Here is a 24248-nt window from a genome sequence, read left to right as displayed (position 1 = left end):
CCTTGCTGCCTGTACTTGCGGCTATCGGCGGTCCGCGGTCGCGGCGCCGGCGAGATCCACGATTTCGTTGGTGAAGACCTCCGCCACCGGCAGATCGAGGCGCACGCCTCGGGCTTCGGCGAGGAAGTCGATATTCTTCACGACGCCCGCCGCGTCGAGGCCGAGCGAGGCCGGCAACGACCCCATGGCCTGCGCCCAGGCGGCGTCGAGCACTGCTGGCTCCACCCCGGGGTAGAACGGCCCGATGGCCGCGCGTGCGGCATCAGGATGGGTCCGCATCGTCTCCATGGCGCGCGCGAGAGCCCGCACCAGCCGCACTACCGGGCCGCGGTTGGCCACAAGCCATTCGGGTCGGGCGGAGAGGGCGGTGAAGAGGAAATCCCGAAGCGGGGGATATTCCCCTTTCGCGAAGTCGAACAGCAGCGCGCCGCCGAATTTGACGATGCCGATGGTCGAGGTCGGCGCCGAGAGGCAATAGCCATCCACCCGCCCCTGGGCGAACGCGGCAATCATGTTGCCGCCACCGCCGATGGGGATGATGGTGAGATCGCGATCCGGATCGAGCCCGCCGTGGATGGCCACATGGCGCACGACGAGATCGGTGATGCTGCCGGCACCCGCCACCGCGATCTTCAGGCCACGCAGCGCCTGCGTCTTCTCGGACGGCGTCCTGCGCGCGCCGAGGCCGGTCCTGCGGGCGGCGTCGGCGGACAGGACGATGTCGCTGCCGCACTGCTTCAGGAGGGCAGCGAACAACTGCGTCTTCTGCCCCTTGGCCCAGGCCTGCAGGGGCACTGCGGGCAGGCCCACGTAGATGTCGCTCTCGCCACCGATCACCGAGGTGAGCGCGGCGGCCGCGCCCTTGCCGAAGACGGTGACTTCCACCTCCAGCCCCTCGTCGCGGAAGCAGCCGAGGCCGCGGGCGGCATAGATGGGCAGGTAGAGGAAGCCTTCGCTGGGTTGGGCGATGGTGATTTTGAAGGGTTCGTCAGCCCGGGCGGTGGCGGCGCGCAGAGCCAGCGGCGTCAGCGCGGCAAGGCTCATGAATGCGCGGCGGTGGAGCATGGGTCGTCCTCCGGAGGGGATATCAGACAGAGATCTCGCGGGTTCCCTCACCGGCCTTCCAGGGCATGAGGGCCCTTTCCGCGAAGCGGACGATGCCGTTGAAGATCAGGCTGAGGACGACGATGCCGATCAAGGCGGCGAATACGGCCGCCGTGTCGAACTGCGCCGCGGCGTCGGAGAGGATGTAGCCGATGCCCCGGTTGGCGGCGATGATCTCGCCGACGATGGCGCCGATGAGCGCGTAGGGCACCGACAGGCGCAGGCCGGTGAACACCCACGTCAGCGCCGATGGCACGATGACCTTGGAGATCAGCGCCCGCTCGCCGGCCCCCATCAGCCGCAAGATGGCAAGCTGTTCGGGGCTCACGCTGCGTACGCCGGTGTAAGTGTTCAGGAACACGAGGAAGAAGACGGTAACGGCCGCCAGGATCACCTTCATGTCGATGCCGATCCCGAACCACAGGATGAACAGTGGCGCCAACGCGACCTTGGGCAGGCTGTAGAAGGTGATGAGGAATGGGTCGAGGATGTCGGCCAACAGCTTCAGCCGGCCGAGCAGCAGGCCCGCGCCGATACCCAAGATGGCGCCGAAAAGGAAGCCCAGCGCCGCTTCGGTGGCGGTGATGGAGAGGTTGTAGAAGAAGCTGCCGTTGGAGATCATCGTCAGGAAGCTCGCCGCCACCAGGGACGGGCGGCTGATGAAGAAGCCCGCGTCGAAGATCTTGGAGGCCGCTTCCCAGATCAGCAGGAATACCGCGAGGAAGAGGGTGCGATAGAGCGCGATCATGCGAAGGCCCCAGCCATGTTGAGGGTGGAGGGCGCATCCGAGGTCCGCGGCGGTGCGGCCGCGGGCTCGGCGAGGAGGTCCCATAGTTGGGCGTAGAGCGCCTGGTAGCGTGGATTGGTGCGCAGGCGCACGGGCTCGCGCGGGCGCGGCAGGTCGATGGGTATGATTGCACGGATTGTGGTTGGACGCGTGCCGAGGACCACGCAACGGTCGGCGAGCGTGATGGCCTCGTCGAGATCGTGGGTGACGAACAGAACGGTCTTGCGGAAGCGGCCACACAGGCGCAGCAACTCGTCCTGCATGGTGAGCCGCAACTGGGCGTCGAGCGCGCTGAACGGCTCGTCCATCAGCAGCGTCGCAGGGTCGGCGGCGAGCAGGCGGGCTAGCGCCGCACGCTTGCGCATGCCGCCGGAGACCTGGCTCGGATAGTGCGCGCCGAAGCGCTCCAGCCCCACCAGCGTGAGCAACTGCTCGATGCGCGCGGCGCGCTCCGCCTTCGCGAGGCCCTTGATCTCCAGCGGGACGGCGATGTTGCCGGCGATGGTGCGCCAGGGCAGCAGGTGGTCCGCCTGCGTCATGTACCCGACGTCGAGGTTGATCCCCCGCACGGGCGCGCCGTCGTAGCTGACCGATCCGGAGGTCGGCCGCATGAGGCCCGCGCTCATGTTGAGCAGGGTGGACTTGCCACAGCCGGACGGGCCCAGCAGGGTGATGAATTCACCCCGCGCGACGTCGAACGTGACGCCACCCACGATGGGCAGTGCCTCGGCCCCGGTGCCGAAGCTTTTGCGAACCTCCGAAAAGGCAAGGATCGTCTGTGCTTCGATCGTCTGTGCTTCGATCGTCTGTGCTTCATCCATTTCTGTCCGCTCCCTGGAACACGGTTCCACCGCCCGGCGGGGACATGCCCGCAGGCGAAGGGTCTCTGAAGGTCTGTTCTTGAAGGCTTGTTTCGATGTCTTGCGTGCTGGACGTCGGGGCTCAGTGCGCCGCGATGTCGAGGAGGCGCGCGGTGAGCGCGTCCGGCGCGCTCACCATGGCGTCGTGACAGGCGGCCAGTTCGACATAATCGAACCCCTTGCGGTTCTTCGCCCATTCGCGCGAGCTGTTCAGCGCCGCATAGGCCGGCGCCACGCAGCCGATGTAGGTCGCCGGAAGGCCGTTTCCGATCGGCCCATTGACGTTGAGTGGGCTGGTGTAGGCGCTGAGCGGCTGGGGGGTCAGATAACGCTCCAGCCATGCCGCGTCTGCCGCGTCGGTGACGCCGAACGCGGCCGCGGCGGGCGCAGGCAAGCTCAGCCCGCCGCTCGATGCCTCCGCCGCCTTGAGACGCGCGGCGACACCCTCGGGCGGCAGCGCGTCGAACGGCTTGCGCCCCGGCTCCACGATCATCGCGTCGAGATAGACGAGGCGGCGAACGCGCTCCGGCATGCGGTCGGCGACACCGCTCACCGCGCAGCCGCCGAAGGAATGGCCAACCAGGACGACATCGCCCAGATCTTCCATTTCCAACAGATTGGCAACATCAAGGATGAAGGTGTCGAGGGTGATATCACGCGACATGAGATGCCGTCGCTCGCCAAGGCCCGTCTGGGTCGGGGTGAAGACCGAATGACCCGCCTGCCGCAGACGCTCCGACACCCGTTGCCAACACCAGCCACCGTGCCACGCACCATGCACCAGGACGAAGGTATGGCCGCCGGGCTGCTTGTGGACTTCTGCTCCGCTCGCTCCTGGGAGCGCAACGGTCCCGGCGAGGACGGTGCTGCCGGCTGTGGCGATCATCTTCAACGCATCTCTCCGATTCATCCGCGTGGCTCCCCGATGCCTGTCCCCCATGCCGCCTAGAGGTTCGGCGGCGGCACGCTGCCGAGCACTGGCGCCAGGGCAAGGCCGAGGGCGAGCAGCGTCCGGTCGCTGCCGGCGGGGCCGAGAAGCTCGAGGCCGACGGGCAATCCGCCACTGGTCAGTCCCGCTGGCAGGATCAGGCTCGGAAAGCCCGCGCAACTCCCGAGCGCCATATTCCGCGCCACCGCGACGGCGAGCGGCACGCGCGCGCCGTTGATGGTCACCTCATCCTCCTCGCCGATGGGGGGAGGTGGGATCATGGTGGCGGGGAACAGGAGCGCCGCCACGCCGGTGCGCACGAACCAATCCGTCATCTGTGCGGTCATGGCGGCACGCAGGGCCAGCGCCGTCTCGTGCTGCTCCCGCGATGGCCGGTTCGGCGGCAAGGCGAGGGCTTTGAACAAGGTCTTCACAGTGTCGCTGACCGACGCGAACATCCCGTCGAATGAGACGCCCGCCTGGGAGCGCGCGAGGAAGCCGGCGATGCTCGCCTGCGCCTCGAAGGAGATGATGGTCGCGGCCACGTCGGGCGCGCGGGCGACGATCTCGGGCAGAGGCGCCTCGACCACCACAGCCCCGGCATCGATGAGCTTGCGCAGCGCCTCGGTGGCGAGGCGCTCCACCTCCGCATCCAGCCCCTCCCAGAAAAAGGCCCGCGGAACACCGATCCGAACGCCCTTCAGCGGCAGCGGATCGACCGGGCGCTCGTCGCCCGTCACCGCGACGTCGAACAGCGCGAGGTCCGCGACCGTCCGGGCGATCGGCCCGACCTGATCGAACATGGTCGTCAGGGGCATGATGCCCTCATCCGGATAACGGCCGTAGGTCGGCCTCAGCCCGGCCAGCCCGCAGCATGCCGCCGGAAGCCGGATGGAGGCCCAGGTGTCCTCGGCGACGGCCAGCGGGGCGATGCGGGCAGCCACCGCGGCAGCCGATCCGCCGCTGCTCCCGCCCGGAATGCGGCTGAGGTCATAGGGATTGCGCACGGCGCCGAAGGTCCCGTTGTTGCTGGTCCAGCCAAAAGACAATTCGTGAAGGTTGGTCTTGCCCATAAGGATGCCCCCTTGGGCTAGCACCGCCTTCACGACGGCGGAGTCGGCAGCCGGCCTGAAGTCGCGGAGCGCGGCGGTGCCGTAAGATGTCGGCAGGGTGCGGGTATTGACACTGTCCTTGACCGGGATGGGCAGCCCATGAAGCTCGCCGAGCCTTGCGCCGGAGGCACGCTTGCGGTCGGCATCCCGCGCCGCCTCAAGCAGGAGGTCGCCGTCGAGGACGCGGAAGGCGTTGAGCTGCGAAAGGGCAGCGGCACGGTCGAGGAGCGTCCGCGCATAAGCTTCAGCCGTGATGTCGCCCTGCGTCATGGCAGCGACCGCCTCGGTCGCGGTGAGATCGGTCAATCCGCTGCGCGCTGCCGCCGGCACCGAGCCCTCCAATGCCAAGATCGTTGCAGCGCCGGCGACCTGCGCCGACCGCTTCAGAAAGGCGCGGCGATCCACACTACTCATCAACGTCGCCTCCCGGCCCGCCAGGACGTGTTGCTCTTCCTGCGCGTTTGGGCCGATTGAAGGTTAGGCGGCGGCGCATGGAGATAGTATTGGGCGGGGGATATTTCAGAGATACGCGTCGAGAATGACGCCTCAGGTCGGAACCGAGCGTTGGCGCCTGCCGATGCATCCTCGCCAATGCGGGTTGTGTGCGCCATGCAGCGGATCGTTCGCTGCCGGAGCGAGTGCTGCGAACGATGCAAATAAAGACGACCTCGACGCTGCGGAAACCGAAACCTACACCGCAGGCTGATCCGCCCGTTCGCTGGCCTTTGCCGACGCTTGGGCCAGGGCAGCCAGCGCCTGTTCGGGAAGGGCGACGGTGGCCGCCGCCAGATTCTGCCGCAGATGGACGACGGACGACGTGCCGGGGATGAGCAGGATATTGGGCGCACGGTGAAGCAGCCAGGCGATCGCGACCTGCACGGGCGCGGCGCTGAGGCTCTGTGCAACGTCGGACAGGGTGGAGGACTGCAGGGGGAGACCCCCCAAGGGGAAGCACGGCACATAGGCGGTGCCGCTGCCGGCGAGATCGTCGATCACGGCGTCATCGACACGGTGGGCCAGATTGTAGGGGTTTTGCACGCAAATGACTTGGCAGATCTTGCGTCCTTCGGCGATCTGCGCCGGCGTGACATTGCTGAGGCCGATGTGGCGTATCAGGCCTTGCCGCTGAAGCTCTGCGAGCGCGGTGAGTGGCCCGTCTATGGAGCCTTCGGCCGGACCATGCCCATCGAACATGGCCCGCAGATTGACCACGTCGAGGACGTTGAGGCCGAGGTTGCGCAGATTGTTGTGCACCGCCTGAAGGAGGTCTTGGCGCGAGACGGCACGCCGCCATGAGCTGTCCGGTCCGCGCTGGGCACCCACCTTGGTGGCGATGACGAGATCGTCCGGGTAGGGATGCAGCGCCTTGCGGATCAGCCGGTTGGTGACATGCGGGCCGTAGAAGTCGCTGGTGTCGATATGGTTCACCCCCAAGGCGACCGCTTCGCGCAGCACGGCCAGCGCGGTGGCATGATCGGCCTGCGGACCGAACGCACCGGGGCCGGCAAGCTGCATGACGCCGTAGCCGAGCCGCCTGACGACGCAACTGCCGAGGGTGAACATTGCGGCCATCGACCTGATGCTTGTTCGAAGTTGCCCAGGGCGAATATATGAAGCATCCTTCACCTATTGAATTCGCATTCCATGGGAGATCTGGCGACGACGCTGAAGTCCAGAAAATCTCCAGTCCAGACGCGTTCCGCGATCACCGTCGAGACGCTGCACCTCGCGGCCATTCAGGTTTTGATTCAGGAGGGACTGAGCCGCTGCACCACCACCCGGGTCGCCGAGCGCGGGGGACTGTCCGTCGGCAGTCTCTATCAATTCTATCGCGAACCGTGACGCGCTGCTCGCCGCTGTCCTGGAACGACACCTTGAGGGCATTGCCGCCGCCGTCGAGCGCGCCAGCCTCGAACACAAGAGCAAGCGGTTGCACGAAATGGCTTCGGCGTTCGTCGATGCGTTCCTGTCCGTGAACCTGCGCCGTCCAGAGGAAGCCAAGGCACTGTACGCCGTCGCAGAGAAGCGCGGCGGCGCCGCTCTTGCCGCCCACATGCGCACGCGAATAGTTGCCGCGGTCTCGGCCATGTTGGCCAGCGCGCCCGACGCGAGCTTTGACGATCCCGCCCTGGTGGCCACGATCGCTCTCGGTGTGTTGGTCGGGCCGGTCAAGCCCTTGCTCGAAGAACAGGCGTCAGCCGCGTTCAGGGCGCGCGTTGAAGATGAACTCGTCCTGCTGGTGACGGCGTATCTCTTGGCGCATCGGAGGCGGCGGTGAGATTGAGGGATGCGGCGATGGCGAAATAGAAGGCTCCACATTTGGTCGTGCGTCATCGGCGATGAACCGAGCGGGCGGCCATGAGCGCATCCGCTGCCCAGCCGGACAAGCCTTCGGGGTCGTAGAGGATCTCGCCACCCATTGCTGACGCTCCCGCCCGGCTACTCCGTGGCACACCTTCGGTGGTACGCGAAGGGGCTCGTGGGGCGTCAGCAATGGGGGGGCGATCTTCGACATCGTGATCTACGTCTCGACACGGCTGGCGGCCTCGAACCGATCAGAAAGTGGGCGGCGTGTTGATCCATAACAGCACGGCGTCGTCCGGACCCGGATTGATGAAGGAATGCGGGATTTCAGAGCGGAAGCAGAAGGAATCCCCCTTCCCCAGCACATGGGTCTGGTTCTCGATGGTCAGCTCGATGAAGCCGTCGAGCACGAAGCCGGCCTCCTCCCCCACGTGGAAATATTCCCCATCCGAGCCATGGCCGGCGGCGACGGTGAGGAGGTTGCCTTGCAGCATGCGTTCCGGGGAATGCGGGATAATCTGCTCGATGCGCACGCCCCTGCGTGGCAGGCCCAGGTAGTCGAGCGCCACCTCCTTACGATCGCCGGCGCGCACCACCGTGCAGCCTTCCGTCTCGGACCCCGAGAGGAAGGAAGCCATGGAGGTGCCGAGCCCTGCTACCAGCTTGTGCAGTACCGAGAGGGAGGGCAGCAGGCGCCCGTTCTCGATGCGCGAAAGCAGGCTGGGCGAGCAGTCGCCGAGTGATGCGAGATCCGCGAGCGTCATCCGCCGCGCCCGCCGCATCGTCTGCAGGCGGCGACCAATGCGCACGGCCTCAAGGCCGCCCTCGGTGCTCTCCGCAGGTGCGGGCGGCGTGGCTGTTGCATACTTGGCGTCTCGCCCGACCGGCGAGCCGGCACGCTTCATCTTCGCGTCCGACGCCTTGTTTGCGGTGCTCTTGCTGGTGGGGCCCTTGTTGACGGTGCTCTCGTTCGCGGTGCTTTTGCCGATGGCGGTTTTGCGCGCCTTCACGGGTGTTGCGGTCTTCATGCTCTCTGGCCCCAGGTTTCGCTACGTCCGCGACTCGTTCGGTCCGGTCGCGACGGCGCGGGAGACGGATCGATCCTCTCGCGCGCCCGATTCACTGTTGCGGTCAGCCGTCGGCGCTGGCCGGCTCCCTTGAACGTGGATGGGCCTCACGGCCTCCACCCCTTCGGTGGCTGGAGATTCTCCTTCTGCACCTTGTCGAGGTTCTCCATCGTCACCGCAATAAGCGGGACGTTGATCACCTTCGGCTCTGGCCGGATGCCCTTCAGCAGGTCGCGCACGACACGCACCTCCGTGCGCCCGATCAGCACCGGCTGCTGGGCGACCACGTAGTCTGCGCAGCCGGCGCGCATCATCTCTTCGGCCTCGTCGCCGAGCACGGCGAAGATAACCCTGGTCTTGCCGCAGCGCCCGGCGCTGCGGGCCGCCCGCGCGGCGCCGACGCCGTAGACGTCGTCCGCGCCGTAGAGCAGATCGAGATCGGGATTGCGCTGGAGGAGCTCGCTCGCTCGCGTCAGCGAGGTGGCCGCATCTTGCTCACTGGCGATCTCCGCGATGATGCGCAGGTTCGATCCAGCGATGGCCTCTTTGAAGCAGCGCAGGCGCTCGGTAGCCCAGAATGATCCGGCGGGACCGGCGAGCACGCCGACCTTACCGCCGTCGGGAAGCAGCTTCTTAGCCCCCGCGGCCAATTCCTTGCCGATGTTGCAGTGGCTGGAGGAGACCGCGGCGTCCGGCTCCACGCCGCGGGCGATGACGTTCACCCCGGCGCCCACCAAGAAGATGCCCTGTGCCCGCGCCTGCTGGACGACGCCCGTCATCGCGGCCGGGTCATTGGGATCGATCAGGATGGCCTTGACGCCCTTGATCGCGAGGTTGGAGATCTGGTCGAGCTGCTTGTCGATATTGTTGTATCCGCCCGCATCCTGGACGATGACGGTGAAGCCTTCCTTCTTCGCTTCGTCGAGGACGCCGTAGAGTTCGGCGGTGGGATAGGGGCCCTTCAGATTGGGTTTTGACAGGCCGATCAGCGGTTTGGGATCGGCGGCGAGGGCCGCTCCGCTGGCGCCCAGAACGGCGGCGCAGGCGAGCGCTTTCAGCAGCAGGTCAAGTTTCATGTGTCACCCCTGGCTTGATTTTATGGCAGTCGACAGGTGGCGTTAACCCCCGGACGCTCGGCGCAGATTGGCTTGGTCGAGCGCCACGGCGACGATCAGCGCGAAGCCGATGATCATCATTTGCGTGTAAGATGAGATGTTGAGCAGGTTGAGCCCGTTGGCGAGGATGCTGATGAAGGCCACCCCCACCGCCACGTTGACCACCGAGCCGCGCCCGCCCGCCAGAGACACCCCGCCCAGCACCACCGCGGCAATGGATTCCAGCGGCAGCGTCGCGCCGAGGGTGGGCTGACCGGAGGAAACGCGCGCGGTGAGGATGATGGAGCCGATGGCCGCCGTGAGGCCGCAGAAGGCGTAGGCTGCGATGCGGATCTTCTCCACCGGGATGCCTGACAGCCGCGCCGCCTCCTCGTTCCCGCCGACCGCCCGCAGGTGGCGGCCGAACCTCGTCGCGCGCAGCGTGAGCTCGGCCACCAGCAGCGTCACCGCGGCGATGATGACCGGCACGGGAATGCCGAGGAACGACTGATAGGCGATGAGGCCGAAGCCGGGCGGCAGGCCCGGGATGGGTACACCGCCCGCAAGGTTGAGCGCCAGCCCCGACATTACCGAGAGCATGGCCAGCGTGGCGATGAAGGGCGACACGCGAAAGCGGGTGATGACGAAGCCGTTGAGCACGCCCACGCCGGCGCCGCAAACGAGGGCAGCGGCGATGCCCGGCGCGATCCCGTACTCGCGCATCACGAAGGCGCAGACCACGCTCACCAGTGCGACGATGGAGCCGACCGAGAGATCGAGGCCGGCGGTGAGGATGACGAAGGTCTGCCCAAAAGCCACCGCGGCGAGCCCGGATGCTGCGATGCCGATGTTGCGAAAGTTCTGGCCGGTGAAAAAGACGTCTGACGATGCCGCGAAGAAAGCGACCATGGCCACCGTCGCAATCGGCAGCGCAAGCTCCATTCCCCGCCCCCTCAGATGGCCGGCCAGGCTTTCCCGCCAGGATCCCGTGCTCATGCGCCCTCCGATGGTCTCGCGATATGTGTGCATGGTTCCGCTCTGGTCTTGTTGATTGCGCCGCGAGTTATTTGGCGTGCGCCGCGGTTGGGAGGGTGTGGCCACGAAAGGCGGCCGCGAGGATGCGCTGCTCGTCGAAGGCCTCGAAGACGAGCTCGTCTTCGATTCGCCCCGCCGAGACGACGAGGATGCGATGGCATAGGTGCACCAGCTCAGAGGTCTCGGAAGACACCACCACGATGGCGGCGCCCTGCGCGGCGAGGCTCTGGATCTGGCGGTAGATCTCCGCCTTGGCGCCCACGTCGATGCCGCGGGTGGGTTCGTCGAAGATGAAGACGTCGGCTCGGGACAGCATCCACTTGCCGATGACGATCTTCTGCTGGTTGCCGCCGGAGTTGGTGCGTGCGGGCTTCGCGAGTTGGCCGCGGAATTGCAACCGCCGGGCGACCTCCTCGGCCGCCCGGCGCGCTCGGCCCCGGGAGACGACGCCCGCTCGGCAATAATCCGCGAGCGAGGCCATCAGCAGGTTTTCGTGCCCGGACAGGCTGGTGACGAGGCCTTGGTCCTTACGGTCCTCGGGGATGTAGGCGATGCCGTTGCGGATGGCATCGGCGGGCTTGCGGATGTCGAGGCGCCGGCCGTCCTTCTCGATCACACCGCCATCGCGTCGGTCTGCGCCGAACACGGCGCGCATGATCTCGGTACGGCCAGCCCCGACGAGCCCGGCGAATCCGAGCACCTCTCCGGCCTTCACGTCGAAGCCGATGTCCTGAAACACGCCGGCGCGGGTGAGCCCGCTCACCTTTAGCACCAGCGCGCCGATCTCGTTGTTGCGCGGCGGAAACAGCTCGTCGAGGGGGCGGCCTACCATCATCTCGATGAGGTCCATGGGGTCGCCGAAGGCCGACGTCGGCCGGGTGCCCACATGCGCGCCACCGCGCAGCACGGTAATGCGGTCAGCCAGTTCGAGAACCTCGCTGAGGCGGTGCGAGACGTAGAGGATGCTGGTGCCGTCCGTCCGCAGGCGGCGCAGGATGGCGAGCAGCGCGTCCGCCTCCTTGCCCGAGAGTGACGCGGTGGGTTCGTCCAGGATGATGACCGGGGCCTTGAGCGCGAGAGCGCGGGCGATCTCCACGATCTGCTTCTGTCCGGTCGAGAGGGTGCCGGCCCGCGCGCGGGGGTCGATCTCATTCTCGCAGCCCAAGGCGGCGAGGGTCTCACGGGCGAGTGCCTCGGCCGCGCGTCGGTCGTAGAGCTGGCGCCCGGGACCGCCGGCGGGCTCGTTGCCCAGCACGATGTTCTCGGCCACCGTCATGCCGGGCACGATGGCGAGCTCCTGGAAGATGGTGACGATGCCGTTGTCGCGCGCTGCACGCGGCGAGGCGAAGGTGACGGGCGCGCCGCGAAGGGCGATGGTCCCTTCGTCCGGTTGCGTTGCTCCGGACAGGATGCGGATTAGGGTGGACTTGCCGGCACCGTTCTCGCCCACCAGCGCATGGACCTCGCCGGGACGCAGGTCGAGATCGACGCCACGGAGGGCGCGCACGCCCGGATAGGATTTGCCGACACCGCGTACCAAGACGAGGGGCGGGGTTTCCCCGTCGGCCTGCATGTGCGTCATGTGGTGTCCCTCGCAATCTTGTTGTGACGGGCACGCGGGCGTCACATAGCGGACGGCAGAACGGCGATCATGTCGAGCTCGATCCGGGCGCCGGGGGCGCTCAGATTGTTCACCGCCACCAGCGTGCCGGCGGGACGCCAGGTTCCGAAATGCTCGCCCAGCACCTGGTACATCCCGTCCATGTCGCGCATGTCGGTGACGTATTTTGTGATCTTCACCACGTTGTCCCAGGAGATTCCCCGGGCGTCGAGTACCAGCTTGATATTGGCGAGGGCCATGCGGGTCTGCTCCTTGATGTCGTGCGGAAGCTCGTGCTCCTCTGGCACATGGGGATGGCGGTGGTAGAGCGGGGAGGCGGTAGCACCGGCGATGAACAGCAGCCCGGCACAGCCCCGGACCTCCACGGCCGGGGCGTAGGGCATTTCGTCGGCGGCCTCGGGCCGCGGATGGACGGCATCGATCTGCATGGCAGCCTCCCCGCTCTGCTTCAGGCCGCCGCCCGGGCGGTGCGCCAGTTCACCTTCTCCGGCCGGGGCGGCAGGATGCGGTTGCGCAGCACGCCGAGGCCCGCGGCCTCCAGCTCCACCACGTCGCCGGCCTTCAGCCACTTCTCCAGCTCGAAGCCGCAGCCATGGTTGACGGTGCCCGATCCGAGAACGTCGCCCACGTTCAGGGTCTCGTCCTGAGAGGTGTAGGAGATCATCTCCTCGAAGCTCCACTGCATGTCGCCCGGCGTGGACTTCGCCCAGACCTCGCCGTTCACGAGCACCCGCATGTCGGTGTGCAGGACGTCGGGCAACTCGTCGGGCGTGACGATCCAGGGGCCGAGGCCCCAAGCGAAGTCCTTGCCCTTGAAGGGACCGGTATTGTTGGCCATCTCGCCGCGCTGGGTGTCGCGGGCGGAGAAGTCGTTCAACAAGGTAAAGCCGAGGATGTGCGCGCCGGCCTCGGCGGCATCGACGTTGCGCGCGGCGAGACCCACCACGGCGGCGATCTCGAGCTCGAAGTCGAACCGCTCAGTGTAGCGCGGCCACTGCACGTCTTCGTCATGGCCGACGAGCGAGGTGGAGTTGGCTTTGAACGCGAAGGGCCGCTCGTACCATTCGGGCGGCAGCTTCAGCCCCATCTTGCCGAAGGTGGCGAGCAGGTGGTCCTCGAACGCCGCGAAGTCGCGCAGCACCGGCACCTTGATGGGCGGGCGCAGCTTCACCCGATCCAGCCGGTGGGCGAGGGTCTCACCGCGCGGTCCGCGCAGCTCTCCGGCGGTGATCTCGCCCCATCGGCGGGCGACGAAAGCTTCGACCTCGTGCACCGGATCGAGTGCGGGCCCGTAGAGTAGGGTGGCGGCGCGCAGGTCCGATGGCAGGAACGCATCCGCCCTGAGCGAGGGGCTTGGCCTGCCGGCCGCTTGCGACAGAGCGGCAAAGGTGGCGTTCACGTCCACCACCCATCCTGCGCCGTCGCGTGCGGCGCCGATCGCCCCGCCGGGCGTGGTATCGGTGATGACCGTGCCGAAGCGTTCGGCCGGCCCGACCGCGGTTTCGATGCTGAAAGTCGCGAGTTTCATCGTGCTACCCTCGGAAGATCGACCTTGTCGTCGGCGTCGGTGCCGGGAAACGGCCCCTGCTTGATCTCGATGAGCCGCGTACGGGGCTCCAGGAATTCCACCTCGTGCCCTTCGGCCATGAGCAGCAGATCGTTAGGCTCCAGATACACATCCCCCAGCGCGGCGCCGGAGGTGGTGAAGATGCCCACGCGCGCTCTGCCGCTCTGGCAGATCAGGATCTGATGGCGTGTCGGAAGCGGTGGCAGCGCCTCGTTGGGCACGTGGTAGTGGGGCAGGGTGGTGGCTCCGGGATGGCGCTCCAGCATGATGATCTGGAGGGGCCAGCCGTTGTCGGTGACGTGCGCCTTGGTGGTGCGCTCCAGTGTGGGGTCGGCCACCTTGTAGGCCTCCTGCACGTGGCGGATCTCCTCCGGCGTCTCCATGAACGGAGGGAAGCGGTCGAAGGCATTGAACCGGCCTCCGATGAAGATCGCCACTGTACGGTTGTCGTCCGGCGCCCGGAAAAAGCGGACGTGATCTATGTTTCCGTCGGGTTGTGGGCTCGACATATCTCGTTCCAATCGTCTGGAGCACGTTCCGATCGGATCCGACCAATCGCACGGCAAGCTGATCGGCGTGTGCTCCGGAGAGGACCTCGTGGTCCCCTGAAGGCGCGGTCCGCGTGTGGGCGATCCGGCCGGCTTGTGCTCAAGGCCGTCCGGCGTCCCGCCGCTCGACCCGAATTTGAGCCTCGCACCGGGCGGCGGCGACCGAAAGCCGGCAAAATCGGAACGCATCGTTGCTCCTATGAAACGAGTGCATAATATAGTGCTATGATGCAAAAAATGATATAAATTTGCATAATGTGAGTACCTATGACAGTCTGTTGCGACCAGAGGCGCGCCCCGCCCTCCCGGCGGACCCGCGCACAATCAAGGTCGGTCAACGACCGGCGGGGAATACGGATGATCAATTTCAACGATTATTTCTATTTTGCCCAGGTCGTTGACAGCAAAGGAATTACTGCTGCAAGCAAGGCACTCAATCTTCCAAAGTCTAAACTCAGCCGCAGGGTCGCGGAGCTGGAGATGAGGCTGGGAGTCCGATTGATACAGCGCTCCTCGCGCACGTTCCTTGTCACCGAATTGGGTCGCGAATTCTATCGCCACGCGCGCAACATGCTCGCCGAAGCGCAGGCGGCCGAATCCGCGGTCAGAAGCCGTCTCGGACCGCCGAGCGGCACATTGCGCCTCGCCTGTTCGCCGGTTGCTGCCGCGCTCTGCCTTGGCACCGTGTTGCCCGGCTTCCTGGCGCGCTTTCCCCAGGTGTGCGTCGAGCAGCGGATGCTGTCGCGGCTGGACGAAATGGGGGCGCGCACCGCCGATGTCTATCTCGTCGCCCACGACGGGCCGCTGGAGGATTCCAGCATGGTCCGACGGCGCCTCAAGGCGGAACCGCGCCACCTCTTTGCAAGCGCCGGCCATGCCGCCACCTACGCAGGAGTGACGAGGCCCGCCGATTTGACGGGCTGCCCGCTGTTCGTCTTCGCAGAGGCCCCGGGCCGATTGTTGCTGACCCCGGCGAGGGAGCGGCAGGACACTATCCTTGAGGGCGCCTGCATCGCGGATAGCGGCCTAGACCTGGGACCACGCCTCGTGAGCAGCGACCTCGGCGCGGTCCTGTCGTCGGTTCGCGCGGGCATGGGCGTGGCGTTGCTACCGGCGTCTTGCGGCCAGGACGCGGTGCAGCGGGGCGATCTGGTGCGCGTCCTACCCGGCTGGACGGGCGGCACGTTCGAGGTGAGCGCACTCCTCGCCTCCAGCCACGGCGTGCTGCCTGCGGTCCGGGCTCTAATCGAGCTCATCGGCGATTGCTTTGCGGGTCGATTGGTGGACCTTCCCGGCATGCCGAGCGCACCGGAGCCGGAGCGCTATTCGCAGGAGGAGCCGGCATGATCTACGAGCTGAGGTGTTACGATTGCATGCCCGGTTGCCTGCCGCGTGTGCTGCGGAGGTTCGAGGACGATGCGCTGCCGCTCTGGCGTGAGGCGGGAATCCGGCCGGTTGGCTTCTGGACTACCCTGGTTGGCGAGAACGACCAGAGCCTTCATTACATGCTGGCGTGGCTCAGCCTCACGGAACGCGAGGAAAAATGGACGGCGTTCGCGGCCGATCCGCGCTGGATCGAAGCCCGCCGGCGAAGCGAGGCCGACGGTCCGCTGGTGGCGCGAATCCGCAATTCCCTGCTAAAGCCCGCCCTGGACCTCGCACCGGCCTGATGGGCACTTGCCGGGCTTGCGCCAACGCTCTTGTCACCACCCGATTGCAGAGTTCCCGGTGTCGCGGCTGATGACCCGCACCGCCCTCGATCTCGGCGCCATGGTGAATTTCGTGGATTAACCAGCCGTCGCCCGCGACGGCGGCAGTCAGCGTTCGCAGGTCATCGGCGCCTGATTTGAGACCACGTGGGAGCGCCGGACGTTGGAGCCTCCGGCTTGCTCACGGCGGTGGGCTGGAGGGCGCCAGAGTTCGGCACCGTGATCGGAGGGATGCGGCCGATCCTCGTCGTAGTACCTCAACCAAGCCTCCATCGATGAGCCCTCGTGGCAACTGCCACGACAACGCCGTGGCCGAGAGCTTCTTCAACTTGCTCAAGCGCGAACGCATCCGCCGCAAGACCTACCGCACGCGCGACGAGGCACGCCAGGACGTGTTCGATTACATCGAAATATTCTACAACCCCACCCGCAAGCACGCAACGGGATGCTGTCACCCATCGAGTTCGAAGGGCAGCACAAAGTCAAAGCCGAGGGCGTCTAGGAGACTCGGGGCGGCCCAAGTAGGGCGAGGGATACTGCGCCTAGCGCCCCCAGATAACGTTCGGTTATATCTGGTTGATTGTGCAAGCCGTTGCGTGGCTACCGATCGCATCACAGTGTTCCCGTGAGCCGAAAGAGAGGCCGTTTCCAGCGGACTCCGACCCGGCCCGAGCCTCCCGAAAGCACCGCGCATCGCGCCGATCCGGTCAGCCGAGGTGGGAGCAATATCCAGGGGACGAGCATCCATGACCACGATATCGGACGTCGATAAAGGAAGAAGTGCAGCGGCGGCAGGGCCATCGCAATGGAGTTCTCGCCTCGCAGCCGCGAGCATGGTCGGGACGGCGCTCGAATGGTTCGAGTTCACGCTCTATAACACCATGGCGGCGCTGATCTTCAACCAGCTGTTCTTCCCGCAGTTCGACCCCATCGCGGGGACCATTCTCGCCTTCTCCACATATGCGGTCGGCTATCTCTCGCGTCCCATCGGAGGCTTCATCTTCGGCCGACTCGGCGACAAGCTTGGCCGCCGTGACGTGCTGATGCTCACTTTGGTGCTGATGGGGGCCTGCACCTTTGCCATCGGCCTCCTGCCCACCTATGCGACGCTTGGCGTCGGCGCCTCGCTGCTGCTGGTCGCGCTGCGCTTCATTCAGGGTGTCGCACTTGGCGGCGAATGGGCCGGCGCCGTGCTGCTGACCGCCGAGCAGGCGAGCATCCGCCACCGTGGCTTCCAGGCATCCTGGGCGCAGGTCGGCGCCATGGTCGGCATCTTCTCCGGAACGGCCATGTTGACCCTGTTCACGGCTTTCGTTTCCGACGAACGCTTTGTGGACTGGGGCTGGCGCGTGCCCTTCCTGCTCAGCTTCTTCGTGGTCGCGTTCGGCATCTGGCTCCGGCGCGGCGTCCCAGAAACCGGCGCGTTCGAACAGATGTCGAAGGACGGTGAAACCTCCGCGGCCCCCATCACCGAGGTGCTCACCGGCCATTTGCGCAACCTTCTGGTGGCGGCGGGATCGCGCATCGGTTCTGACGTGGTCTTCGGCTTCATGATCGCCTTTTCCCTCACCTACCTGACCCAGTCGCTGGGCGTGAACCGCACGGTGGCGATCAGCGCGGTGATGATCGGCGTCGCCGCCAACGGCTTTGGCTGTCTCGCCTTCTCGGCGCTGTCCGACCGCATCGGCCGGCGGCCGGTCTATGTGGCGGGGGCCATCGCGTCGGCGCTGTGGATCAACGTTCTGTTCGTGCTGTTCGAGACCCGCGATCCGCTCCTCATCATCATCGCGATCTCCGTCGCGCTGGTGATCCACTCGGCCATGTACGGCCCGCAGGCGTCCTTCGTGGCGGAGCAGTTTGTCACCCGCGTGCGTTATACCGGCTGCTCGCTCGCCTACACGCTGGCCGGTGCGGTAGGCGGCGGCCTGGCTCCCCTCGTCTTCACGACGCTTTACCGCGAGTTCCCCGGCACGCTGCCTCTGAAAGCCTACATCTGGGCGACGCTGGCCATCACCATCGTCTCGGTGCTCGCGGCACGGGAAACCGCCAGCCGTCCCCTGAAGGACTGACCGGTCATGCTCGACTTCAGGAAGACCCGCCGGACGGGCGAGGAAGACGTGCGCGTGACGCCGCGTGCGCTGGTGCTCGGCGGGCTGACGGGCACCCCGGATTCGGTGAAACGGCATTTGGAAGAATTGGAGGCCATCGGCGTGCGTCGCCCCAACAGGGCACCCGTGTTCTTCCAGCTGACGGCCAATCTCGCGACGCGGGCCGACACGATCCAGGTGATTGGCCCGCATACCTCCGGCGAGGTGGAGCCGGTGCTCCTGGCCCTGCCCGATGGTATCTGGCTCGGCGTCGGCTCGGACCATACGGACCGCAGCGCGGAAACCATCGACATCCCGTTGTCCAAGCAGCTCTGCCAGAAGCCCATCGGCGCGGGGCTGTGGCCGCTGGAAGAGGTCGCGGACCATTGGGACCGTCTGGTGGTGCGCAGCTTCATCGAGGAGGGCGGCCGGCGCGTCGTCTATCAGGAGGACAGCCTCGCGGAGATGCTCCATCCGCACATTCTTCTGGCCAGGCTGGCCGAGGCGGTCGCGCCGCTGCCGCAGAATGGACTGTTCATGTGCGGCACGCCGCCGGCGCTCGGGGGCATAAGGTCTTCCGCGCGCTTCGAGGTGGAGCTCGTCGATCCCGTTCTCGATCGCCGGCTCAGCCACGCCTATTGGACGGAGATGCTCGAAAACGTCCCCTTCTAGGTGCGGGCGCACCGGCTTCGGTGCTCACCTTGTATCGGCCGACCTCTTCGCGAGGTCGGCCGATATCGTTTTGGGACCTTCACTCCACCATGGCCCCGACCCAGCGCCGGCTGGATACAAGGTCGCGCACCAGCGCCTGGATTTCCCGCACTACGACCCGGGAGGAGAGCGAGAGGGGGTGCTGGGTGGAGGTCGCCAAGAGAAGCGTGCGCGACAGTTCCACATCGGCCACCGGCCGCGCATCGAGCTTGCCCTCCTCGACATCCCGCGCGACGGCGTGATGGGGAAGGATCGTGATGCCGACCCCTGCCTCCGTCAGTCCCTTCAGGGTGAGGAGGGCATCGATCTCCAGCGGCACTGTCAGCGTCAGGCCCTTGGCCTGCGCGACCCCGTCCACCAGCAGGCGCAGGCCGTGGGCGCGGCTCGGCAGGATGAAGTCGCGATCCACCACGTCCGCCAGCCCGAGCGCGGGTCCGTCACCGAGCGATCCGCGCGCCCCGACGAAATAGAGCCGCTCCGTGACGAGCTCGTCCGCTTCCAGATGCGTGGTGCGCGGCGCCCGGTAGAACAGCGCCACGTCGATGCGCCCGGCGGAGAGCCATTCGTTCACATGGCCGCTGAAGGCTTCAAGCACCTTGAGAGAGATGCCCGGGTGGCTGCGGCGCAGGCGCTGGACCAGCGGGGTGACGAGGAAGTAGCTCTCGGTTGGCGGCACGCCCAGCGTCACCTGTCCGTCGGCGACGCCGCGCAGGTCGCGCACATCGTTCTCCAGCTGCTGCAAATCGGTGAGGATGGTGGGGGCGCGGGCGGCAAGTAAGTGCCCCGCCTCGGTCAGCTCCATGCCGCGTCCGGTGCGGTAGAACAGGGCGACACCGAACTCATCCTCCAGCAACCGAATTTGCCGGCTGATGGCCGGTTGCGCAACCCCCAGCAGCACGGCGGCGCGGGAGACGCTGCCGATCTCCGCAAGCGTCACGAAATACCGCAGCTGCCGCAGTTCCATTGCCCACCGTCTCCCCCAAGGCGCTCGTTCGGGACGGGGCGCTGCTGCGTCCCGCTTAGGCCATGCCCTGCGCCGGGCACCCTTCAAGAAAACGTATAACTGGTTGAATGCCAATCCTTCTATCGGGCTGTGGTCGCGGCCGATACGCCTTTTCAAGGACCGTGACGCGCGTTCCCGCGACCTCAGCCGAAGCGTCGGCCAACGCAAATTGCTGTTCACCACCAGCGCTTCTCCCCGAAGGAAGATCTGATGTATCGAACCGAAGCGGGTCTCATGGCGAACCCGCGCATCCCTTACGTGATGGCCCACCAACGTCCGCGCCTGACGGCGCCGAACGGCAGGCCGATCATCGTTCATTTCGTGGTGAATATCGAATACTGGCCCTTCGACAAAGCCATGCCGCGCAAAATCCTCACGCCTCCGCACGGGGTGGAGCAATTGCCGGATGTGCCAAACTTCTGCTGGGCCGAATACGGCCTTCGTGCCGGCATGTCGCGCATCCTCCGCCTGTTCCGGGCGCACGGCATCGCCGCTTCCGCTAGCCTCAATGCCAGTGTCGCCGATGCATATCCGGCCTGTGTCGAGGCCGTGCTCGAGGCCGGCTGGGAACTCATCGGCCACGGCATCCACCAGGCCAGCCTCCAGAGTGTCGAGCACGAGCGCGACGTGGTGGGCGGGTCGCTGGCCCGGCTTGAGGCAGTAAGCGGCCGCAAGGTGCGCGGCTGGCTCAGCCCGGGGCTGCGCGAGAGTGCGGAAACGCCTGACATCCTTGCGGAGATGGGCCTCGATTATGTCTGCGACTGGGGGGTGGACGACCTGCCATCCCTTATGGCGACGCGGGCCGGTGAACTCATCGCCATGCCCTACACGCTGGAGCTCAACGACAGCGTGATCTACGCGGTGGAGCGGCACCGCTCCGAGGAGATGTTCTCGCGCGTCAGCCTGACGCTCGAATGCCTCGCACGTGAGGCAGGCCGCCATGCGCCGCGGGTGCTCGGCATCGGACTGCATCCTCACCTCATCGGCGTGCCCCATCGCTTCGTCTACCTGGAGCGGATCGTCGATCTGCTCGCGGGGAATCCGGACGTCTGCTTCATGTCGGGATCCGCAATCGCCGACTGGTTCTCGACACAGGTGCGCTCATGACGGCAGCTGAGCCTCTCATCCTTGCATCCTTTACCGAGCGCTTCGCACCGCCCCACACGGCGCTCGTCATCATCGACATGCAGAAGGATTTCTGCGTGGACGGATTCGCGGCAAGTGCCGCCGGTCGGCCGCTCGGAGCGGCGCAGGCCATCGTTCCGGTGATTGCGGAGCTGCGTGCGGCGGCGCGCAGGGCGGGCGTTCTCGTCTGCCATGTGGGCTTCTGGACGCTGCCCGGCCATCTCTCGGACTCCGGGCCGTGGCTCGCCCAGCGCCGAAGGTCCACTTACGCTTCGGACCGGATCGCCATCGCGGAAACCTGGGGGGCGGATTTCGTGCCGGAGCTGTCGCCCGCCGCCGGCGAGGTGGTGATCCACAAGCATCGCTACAGCGCGTTCAAGGGCACCGATCTCGACATGGTGTTGCGCGGGCGCGGCATCGCCTCGGTGGCGGTGTGCGGCGTGTCCACCAACGTGTGCGTGGAAAGCACCCTCAGGGATGCGTTCGAGTACGGCTACTACGTGAGCGCCGTTGGCGATGCCTGCGCCTCCTGGGACATGGACCTCCACCACGCCACGCTGCGCAACGTCGAGGCCCGTTTTGGAATCGTGGCCACAGCCACCGATCTCGCACGGTCATGGGACGACTCGTCCGGCCGTTGAAAGGAAATGCCATGAAGGAAACCCTCACCGCGGACGCATCGGCCTTCGCCGCCGACCTCTCTTATGCGGACCTGCCGCCGGACGTCGTGCGGATCGCCCGGCGCTGCATCGTCGATGGCCTCGGCGTGATGCTGGCCGGCACCACCCATGAGACGCTGCATGTGGCCCGCCGCTACCTGAAACGTCACGCCGGTCCCCCGGCGGCGCGCGTCGTCGGGGCGGACCTGCGCCTTTCGGCGCCTCAGGCTGCGTTCTGGAATGGCCTCGCCGGCCATGCCATGGACTGGGATGACACGCAGCTCGCCGAAGGTCCCGGCCGCCCCTATGGCCTTCTGACCCATCCCACCGTGCCGCCGCTCGCGGCCGCTCTGGCCGTTTCGGAAATCGCCGGGCCGGTCAGTGGGCGTGACTTCGTCACCGCCTTCGCCGGTGGCGTGGAGGTGGAGTGCAAGGTGGCCGAGGCGATCAACCCGGACCACTACAACCTCGGCTTCCACACAAGCGGCACCATCGGCACGTTCGGCTCGGCGGTGGCGGCCTCGAAGCTCCTGAAGTTTGATGCGGTAGCGACGGCCCAGGCGATCGGTGGCGCTGCGTCCATGGCGGCGGGCATCCGGGCAAATTTCGGCACGATGGGCAAGCCGATGCACGTGGGCCGCTCCGCCGAAAACGGCGTCACAGCAGCGCTGCTCGTGCGCGAGGGCTTTGCGTTCAACACGGAGGCGCTCGATACGAAGTGGGGCTACCTCGCGGTGGCCGGCCGAGGCGGGGAGCCGAAACTGGTGATGGGACGCTTCGGCAAGCCCTTCTCGATGGTCACGCCGGGCATCAGCATCAAGCCTTACCCCAGTGGCGTGCTCACCCATCCCTCCATGGACGCCATGAAAGCGCTGATGGCCGAGCACGGCCTCACGCCCGACGACATCGAAAGCGTGACGCTGTTCGCCGCCAACAACATCCTCCATCCGATCCGCTACGAGATCGCGACCTCGGAGCTGGAAGGCAAATTTTCCATGGCCTTCCTGCTGTCGGCCATCATCCTGCGGGGCACGGCTGGAAAGGCGGAGTTCACCGATGCCTTCGTGCGCTCGCCCGAGGTGCAGGCCATGCAGCGGCGCGTGCGCGCACAGTTCGATCCCGAGATCGACGCCATGGGCCACGATCGCATCCTCTCGCGGATCGAGGTCGTGACGAAATCTGGCGCGTTGATTTCCCGCATGTCGGACGATCGCTATCGCGGCGGGCCTGCCTATCCGCTTAGCGATGGCGAGCTGGAGGACAAGTTCCGGGACTGCACCGATGGTGTTCTCCCGGACGGCGCCGGACGCCGCCTGCTCAATGCCGTATGGCACCTGGAGGACCTGCCCGACGTGAGCATCCTGCTGGATATCGCACGGGAAGCCGGTGCCTCGCGTGAAGAAGCGCGGACCGTCTGACGACGGCGGGGGCGGCGCCTTGGCGACCGCCCCCGGGCTTTCAGGAGGACGCGGCCGCGAGGTCCATGAGAATCCCGACGTCGGGAACCCTTTCAAGCTCATCCACCGCCGCGATCATCTGCTCCGCCGCAACGGACGAAAGCGGCGTCGCACTCAAGCGGCAATTGCGCCGGAACTTCTCCAGGTGCGCCTCGCGAGGCAGCGGGTTCAGCGGGTGGCCGAGGATGTGCGCGACCGTCTGCGATAGCGTGCGACCATCCTTCAGCGCGATTTCCACCTCGGCCGGCGCAAAGGCGTCAGTGCTGGCGGTATCGAGCGCCTCGACCTGAACGCGCGACGCCAAATGTCGGCTCTTTCCGTCCGCCAGCGCCTGCGCGGTGAAGTCCTCCATGTCGAGACGGCCGCCGCCCAGCATCCGCGCGGCGCAATAGGCCATGCACAGACGGGCGTAATTGGCCGCCATGTCGTCCCGTGGCGGCCGGCCGACGAGTGTGCGCGCCACCGGCGTCAGGCGGATGAGCACGGTTTCGACGTCATCGGCGCCGAAGGCATGGCGCGCCATGAGGCCGGCGATGGCTTCGAGGGCGCCGTGGGTGGCGCGGCCGCTGGGGAAGGGCTTCTGCGCCAGTTCGGCGATGCGCCAGACCTTGCCGAAGCTCTCCACTACGGGGCCGAGGTCGCTGCCGTCCTCGAACAAAGCGTAATAGCCGAAGCGACCTTCCAGCACCTCTTGGGGCGCCCGCAGACCCTTGGCCGCCAGCGCGCAGGCGTGCAACGCATTCCTCGTATTGAAGCCGACCTGCAGGGCCAGAAGCATGGTGCCTTCCTCATGCGCCTGCATGGACCCGCACGACTGGGCAAAGGTGGTCCCGAAAGCGTTCTGCAGCGTCGCGGCATCAAAGCCGAGGAGCTTGCCGGCAGCCGCCGTGGCGCCGAAGCCGCCTGCGACACCCGGGCGGAAGAACTTCATAGGGCGCGTCCCGCCGAGGCCGATGGCGCAGGCGATATCGACGCCGGCGATCACGGCCTCCAGCAATTGCGGACCCGCCACCCCGCCCAAGCGCTCGGCCGTTGCGAGCGCCGCCGGCAGCACGGCCGTCATGGCATGGACCACCGCTTTTTCGTGCAGGCAGTCGAACTCGCAATTGTGGATCTGGTAGGCGTTCATGAGAGCCGCCAGCGCGTCCGGGTAGCGGCCGGCGCGCCCGAAGACGCGGGCGTCCTCGCCGGTTCCCCAGGCGGGGGCGCACGCCGCCAGTTCCGGCGCCCACTGGCCGGTGCTCCCGGCGATGCCGACGCCGATGCTGTCGAGCACGAACGTTTTGGCACTCGTGACGACGATGTCAGGCAGGTCCTTGAGGCGGACATCCAAGACGTGGTTTGAGAAGTGTCGTATCGCGTCCATGATTTTTCCCCGCGGGCTGCGGCCGCCCGGCCAGCGATACATGAAGCGCCCGTCCGCCGCTTATGCCTGCCGCTTATATCGGGTTTAGGTCGTCGGCCCCTTGC

24 protein-coding genes and 1 pseudogene are annotated in these 24248 nt (G+C 66.7%); 10 read left to right on the top strand and 15 right to left on the bottom strand.

What is annotated here, in order from left to right:
* Positions 1-21: 21 nt before the first annotated feature.
* From EJ105_RS22185 to EJ105_RS22160, 6 genes are all read right to left on the bottom strand, one after another.
* Positions 22-1065 (bottom strand): ABC transporter substrate-binding protein, encoded by a 1044-nt coding sequence (locus EJ105_RS22185; protein ID WP_250168045.1) that lies wholly within the window; start codon positions 1063-1065, stop codon positions 22-24.
* A 22-nt stretch (positions 1066-1087) separates the two neighbouring features.
* Entirely contained in the window at positions 1088-1852 is a 765-nt protein-coding gene (locus tag EJ105_RS22180) for an ABC transporter permease (protein WP_250168044.1), read from the bottom strand.
* Positions 1849-2712 (bottom strand): ABC transporter ATP-binding protein, encoded by an 864-nt coding sequence (locus tag EJ105_RS22175; RefSeq protein WP_250168043.1) that lies wholly within the window; start codon positions 2710-2712, stop codon positions 1849-1851. Before EJ105_RS22175 ends, EJ105_RS22180 begins: the two co-directional genes overlap by 4 nt.
* Before the next feature lie 121 nt (positions 2713-2833).
* Complete coding sequence (locus tag EJ105_RS22170; RefSeq protein WP_250168058.1) at positions 2834-3637, bottom strand: alpha/beta fold hydrolase; 804 nt, start codon at positions 3635-3637, stop codon at positions 2834-2836.
* Between the two features lie 59 nt (positions 3638-3696).
* The gene (locus EJ105_RS22165; RefSeq protein ID WP_250168042.1) at positions 3697-5205 is read right to left on the bottom strand and encodes an amidase family protein; all 1509 of its coding nucleotides are present in this window, start codon (positions 5203-5205) and stop codon (positions 3697-3699) included.
* 276 nt (positions 5206-5481) lie between these two features.
* The gene (locus EJ105_RS22160) at positions 5482-6363 is read right to left on the bottom strand and encodes an oxidoreductase (RefSeq protein WP_250168041.1); all 882 of its coding nucleotides are present in this window, start codon (positions 6361-6363) and stop codon (positions 5482-5484) included.
* 72 nt (positions 6364-6435) lie between these two features.
* Between EJ105_RS22160 and EJ105_RS22155 the strand changes: the two genes are divergently transcribed.
* Both EJ105_RS22155 and EJ105_RS22150 read left to right on the top strand, forming a co-directional pair.
* Positions 6436-6633: a TetR family transcriptional regulator gene (locus EJ105_RS22155; protein ID WP_250168040.1), complete on the top strand. Its 198-nt coding sequence runs from the start codon at positions 6436-6438 to the stop codon at positions 6631-6633.
* A gap of 97 nt (positions 6634-6730) precedes the next feature.
* Positions 6731-7069 (top strand): hypothetical protein, encoded by a 339-nt coding sequence (locus EJ105_RS22150; RefSeq protein WP_250168039.1) that lies wholly within the window; start codon positions 6731-6733, stop codon positions 7067-7069.
* A gap of 277 nt (positions 7070-7346) precedes the next feature.
* On the opposite strand, the gene EJ105_RS22145 is transcribed toward EJ105_RS22150, so the two are convergent.
* The 7 genes from EJ105_RS22145 to EJ105_RS22115 form a co-directional block, all read right to left on the bottom strand.
* Positions 7347-8123, bottom strand: a complete 777-nt coding sequence (locus EJ105_RS22145) for a cupin domain-containing protein (RefSeq protein WP_250168038.1) — start codon at positions 8121-8123, stop codon at positions 7347-7349.
* A 146-nt stretch (positions 8124-8269) separates the two neighbouring features.
* Positions 8270-9238 (bottom strand): sugar ABC transporter substrate-binding protein, encoded by a 969-nt coding sequence (locus EJ105_RS22140; RefSeq protein WP_250168037.1) that lies wholly within the window; start codon positions 9236-9238, stop codon positions 8270-8272.
* 42 nt (positions 9239-9280) lie between these two features.
* Positions 9281-10252: an ABC transporter permease gene (locus EJ105_RS22135; RefSeq protein WP_250168036.1), complete on the bottom strand. Its 972-nt coding sequence runs from the start codon at positions 10250-10252 to the stop codon at positions 9281-9283.
* Between the two features lie 67 nt (positions 10253-10319).
* Positions 10320-11873, bottom strand: a complete 1554-nt coding sequence (locus EJ105_RS22130) for a sugar ABC transporter ATP-binding protein (protein ID WP_250168035.1) — start codon at positions 11871-11873, stop codon at positions 10320-10322.
* 41 nt (positions 11874-11914) lie between these two features.
* On the bottom strand, positions 11915-12340 hold the full coding sequence (locus EJ105_RS22125; RefSeq protein ID WP_250168034.1) for a RidA family protein: 426 nt from the start codon (positions 12338-12340) through the stop codon (positions 11915-11917).
* A gap of 20 nt (positions 12341-12360) precedes the next feature.
* Positions 12361-13440, bottom strand: a complete 1080-nt coding sequence (locus tag EJ105_RS22120; protein WP_250168033.1) for a fumarylacetoacetate hydrolase family protein — start codon at positions 13438-13440, stop codon at positions 12361-12363.
* Complete coding sequence (locus EJ105_RS22115; RefSeq protein ID WP_250168032.1) at positions 13437-13916, bottom strand: cupin domain-containing protein; 480 nt, start codon at positions 13914-13916, stop codon at positions 13437-13439. Before EJ105_RS22115 ends, EJ105_RS22120 begins: the two co-directional genes overlap by 4 nt.
* Positions 13917-14384: 468 nt before the next feature.
* Here EJ105_RS22115 and EJ105_RS22110 point away from each other — a divergent pair, with 468 nt between their 5' ends.
* The 5 genes and pseudogenes from EJ105_RS22110 to EJ105_RS22090 all read left to right on the top strand — a co-directional run bounded on the left by EJ105_RS22110 (position 14385) and on the right by EJ105_RS22090 (position 18495).
* Positions 14385-15374 carry a LysR substrate-binding domain-containing protein gene (locus EJ105_RS22110; RefSeq protein ID WP_250168031.1) on the top strand — a complete coding sequence of 330 codons (990 nt, stop codon included), beginning with the start codon at positions 14385-14387 and terminating at the stop codon, positions 15372-15374.
* Positions 15371-15697, top strand: coding sequence for an NIPSNAP family protein (locus EJ105_RS22105; protein ID WP_029557389.1), 327 nt, complete (start codon positions 15371-15373; stop codon positions 15695-15697). The genes EJ105_RS22110 and EJ105_RS22105 overlap by 4 nt, the downstream gene beginning before the upstream one ends.
* A 311-nt stretch (positions 15698-16008) precedes the next feature.
* A pseudogene (locus EJ105_RS22100) lies at positions 16009-16238 on the top strand (IS3 family transposase); the annotation flags it as partial.
* A 331-nt stretch (positions 16239-16569) separates the two neighbouring features.
* Complete coding sequence (locus EJ105_RS22095; protein WP_197022989.1) at positions 16570-17805, top strand: MFS transporter; 1236 nt, start codon at positions 16570-16572, stop codon at positions 17803-17805.
* A gap of 6 nt (positions 17806-17811) precedes the next feature.
* Positions 17812-18495, top strand: coding sequence for a DUF2848 domain-containing protein (locus tag EJ105_RS22090; RefSeq protein ID WP_029557391.1), 684 nt, complete (start codon positions 17812-17814; stop codon positions 18493-18495).
* A gap of 79 nt (positions 18496-18574) precedes the next feature.
* Here the strand turns inward: EJ105_RS22090 and EJ105_RS22085 are convergent, their stop codons facing one another.
* Complete coding sequence (locus EJ105_RS22085) at positions 18575-19498, bottom strand: LysR family transcriptional regulator (protein ID WP_029557392.1); 924 nt, start codon at positions 19496-19498, stop codon at positions 18575-18577.
* A 273-nt stretch (positions 19499-19771) separates the two neighbouring features.
* Here EJ105_RS22085 and EJ105_RS22080 point away from each other — a divergent pair, with 273 nt between their 5' ends.
* The 3 genes from EJ105_RS22080 to EJ105_RS22070 are packed head-to-tail and all read left to right on the top strand — an operon-like array spanning position 19772 to position 22739.
* Positions 19772-20644: a polysaccharide deacetylase family protein gene (locus EJ105_RS22080; RefSeq protein WP_250168030.1), complete on the top strand. Its 873-nt coding sequence runs from the start codon at positions 19772-19774 to the stop codon at positions 20642-20644.
* Positions 20641-21303, top strand: coding sequence for a cysteine hydrolase family protein (locus EJ105_RS22075; protein WP_250168029.1), 663 nt, complete (start codon positions 20641-20643; stop codon positions 21301-21303). Before EJ105_RS22080 ends, EJ105_RS22075 begins: the two co-directional genes overlap by 4 nt.
* A gap of 11 nt (positions 21304-21314) precedes the next feature.
* A complete protein-coding gene (locus EJ105_RS22070; RefSeq protein ID WP_250168028.1) occupies positions 21315-22739 on the top strand; it encodes an MmgE/PrpD family protein in 1425 nt (474 codons plus the stop codon).
* 40 nt (positions 22740-22779) lie between these two features.
* Here EJ105_RS22070 and EJ105_RS22065 read toward each other — a convergent pair whose 3' ends face one another.
* Positions 22780-24144, bottom strand: coding sequence for an MmgE/PrpD family protein (locus tag EJ105_RS22065; protein WP_250168027.1), 1365 nt, complete (start codon positions 24142-24144; stop codon positions 22780-22782).
* Between the last annotated feature and the right edge of the window lie 104 nt (positions 24145-24248).

The sequence above is a fragment of the Xanthobacter aminoxidans genome (genome assembly GCF_023571765.1).
In the GTDB taxonomy this organism is placed as follows: Bacteria; Pseudomonadota; Alphaproteobacteria; order Rhizobiales; family Xanthobacteraceae; genus Xanthobacter; species Xanthobacter aminoxidans.
The sequence above is the reverse complement of the archived record's forward strand: the minus strand, read 5'-3'. Positions and strand labels throughout refer to the sequence as shown.

Coding starts and splice junctions, on each gene's coding strand:
- EJ105_RS22185 (WP_250168045.1), bottom strand. CDS start 1,065: ATGCTCCACCGCCGCGCATTCATGAGCCTTGCCGCGCTGACGCCGCTG.
- EJ105_RS22180 (WP_250168044.1), bottom strand. CDS start 1,852: ATGATCGCGCTCTATCGCACCCTCTTCCTCGCGGTATTCCTGCTGATC.
- EJ105_RS22175 (WP_250168043.1), bottom strand. CDS start 2,712: ATGGATGAAGCACAGACGATCGAAGCACAGACGATCGAAGCACAGACG.
- EJ105_RS22170 (WP_250168058.1), bottom strand. CDS start 3,637: ATGATCGCCACAGCCGGCAGCACCGTCCTCGCCGGGACCGTTGCGCTC.
- EJ105_RS22165 (WP_250168042.1), bottom strand. CDS start 5,205: ATGAGTAGTGTGGATCGCCGCGCCTTTCTGAAGCGGTCGGCGCAGGTC.
- EJ105_RS22160 (WP_250168041.1), bottom strand. CDS start 6,363: ATGGCCGCAATGTTCACCCTCGGCAGTTGCGTCGTCAGGCGGCTCGGC.
- EJ105_RS22155 (WP_250168040.1), top strand. CDS start 6,436: ATGGGAGATCTGGCGACGACGCTGAAGTCCAGAAAATCTCCAGTCCAG.
- EJ105_RS22150 (WP_250168039.1), top strand. CDS start 6,731: ATGGCTTCGGCGTTCGTCGATGCGTTCCTGTCCGTGAACCTGCGCCGT.
- EJ105_RS22145 (WP_250168038.1), bottom strand. CDS start 8,123: ATGAAGACCGCAACACCCGTGAAGGCGCGCAAAACCGCCATCGGCAAA.
- EJ105_RS22140 (WP_250168037.1), bottom strand. CDS start 9,238: ATGAAACTTGACCTGCTGCTGAAAGCGCTCGCCTGCGCCGCCGTTCTG.
- EJ105_RS22135 (WP_250168036.1), bottom strand. CDS start 10,252: ATGAGCACGGGATCCTGGCGGGAAAGCCTGGCCGGCCATCTGAGGGGG.
- EJ105_RS22130 (WP_250168035.1), bottom strand. CDS start 11,873: ATGACGCACATGCAGGCCGACGGGGAAACCCCGCCCCTCGTCTTGGTA.
- EJ105_RS22125 (WP_250168034.1), bottom strand. CDS start 12,340: ATGCAGATCGATGCCGTCCATCCGCGGCCCGAGGCCGCCGACGAAATG.
- EJ105_RS22120 (WP_250168033.1), bottom strand. CDS start 13,440: ATGAAACTCGCGACTTTCAGCATCGAAACCGCGGTCGGGCCGGCCGAA.
- EJ105_RS22110 (WP_250168031.1), top strand. CDS start 14,385: ATGATCAATTTCAACGATTATTTCTATTTTGCCCAGGTCGTTGACAGC.
- EJ105_RS22105 (WP_029557389.1), top strand. CDS start 15,371: ATGATCTACGAGCTGAGGTGTTACGATTGCATGCCCGGTTGCCTGCCG.
- EJ105_RS22095 (WP_197022989.1), top strand. CDS start 16,570: ATGGTCGGGACGGCGCTCGAATGGTTCGAGTTCACGCTCTATAACACC.
- EJ105_RS22090 (WP_029557391.1), top strand. CDS start 17,812: ATGCTCGACTTCAGGAAGACCCGCCGGACGGGCGAGGAAGACGTGCGC.
- EJ105_RS22085 (WP_029557392.1), bottom strand. CDS start 19,498: ATGGAACTGCGGCAGCTGCGGTATTTCGTGACGCTTGCGGAGATCGGC.
- EJ105_RS22080 (WP_250168030.1), top strand. CDS start 19,772: ATGGCGAACCCGCGCATCCCTTACGTGATGGCCCACCAACGTCCGCGC.
- EJ105_RS22075 (WP_250168029.1), top strand. CDS start 20,641: ATGACGGCAGCTGAGCCTCTCATCCTTGCATCCTTTACCGAGCGCTTC.
- EJ105_RS22070 (WP_250168028.1), top strand. CDS start 21,315: ATGAAGGAAACCCTCACCGCGGACGCATCGGCCTTCGCCGCCGACCTC.
- EJ105_RS22065 (WP_250168027.1), bottom strand. CDS start 24,144: ATGGACGCGATACGACACTTCTCAAACCACGTCTTGGATGTCCGCCTC.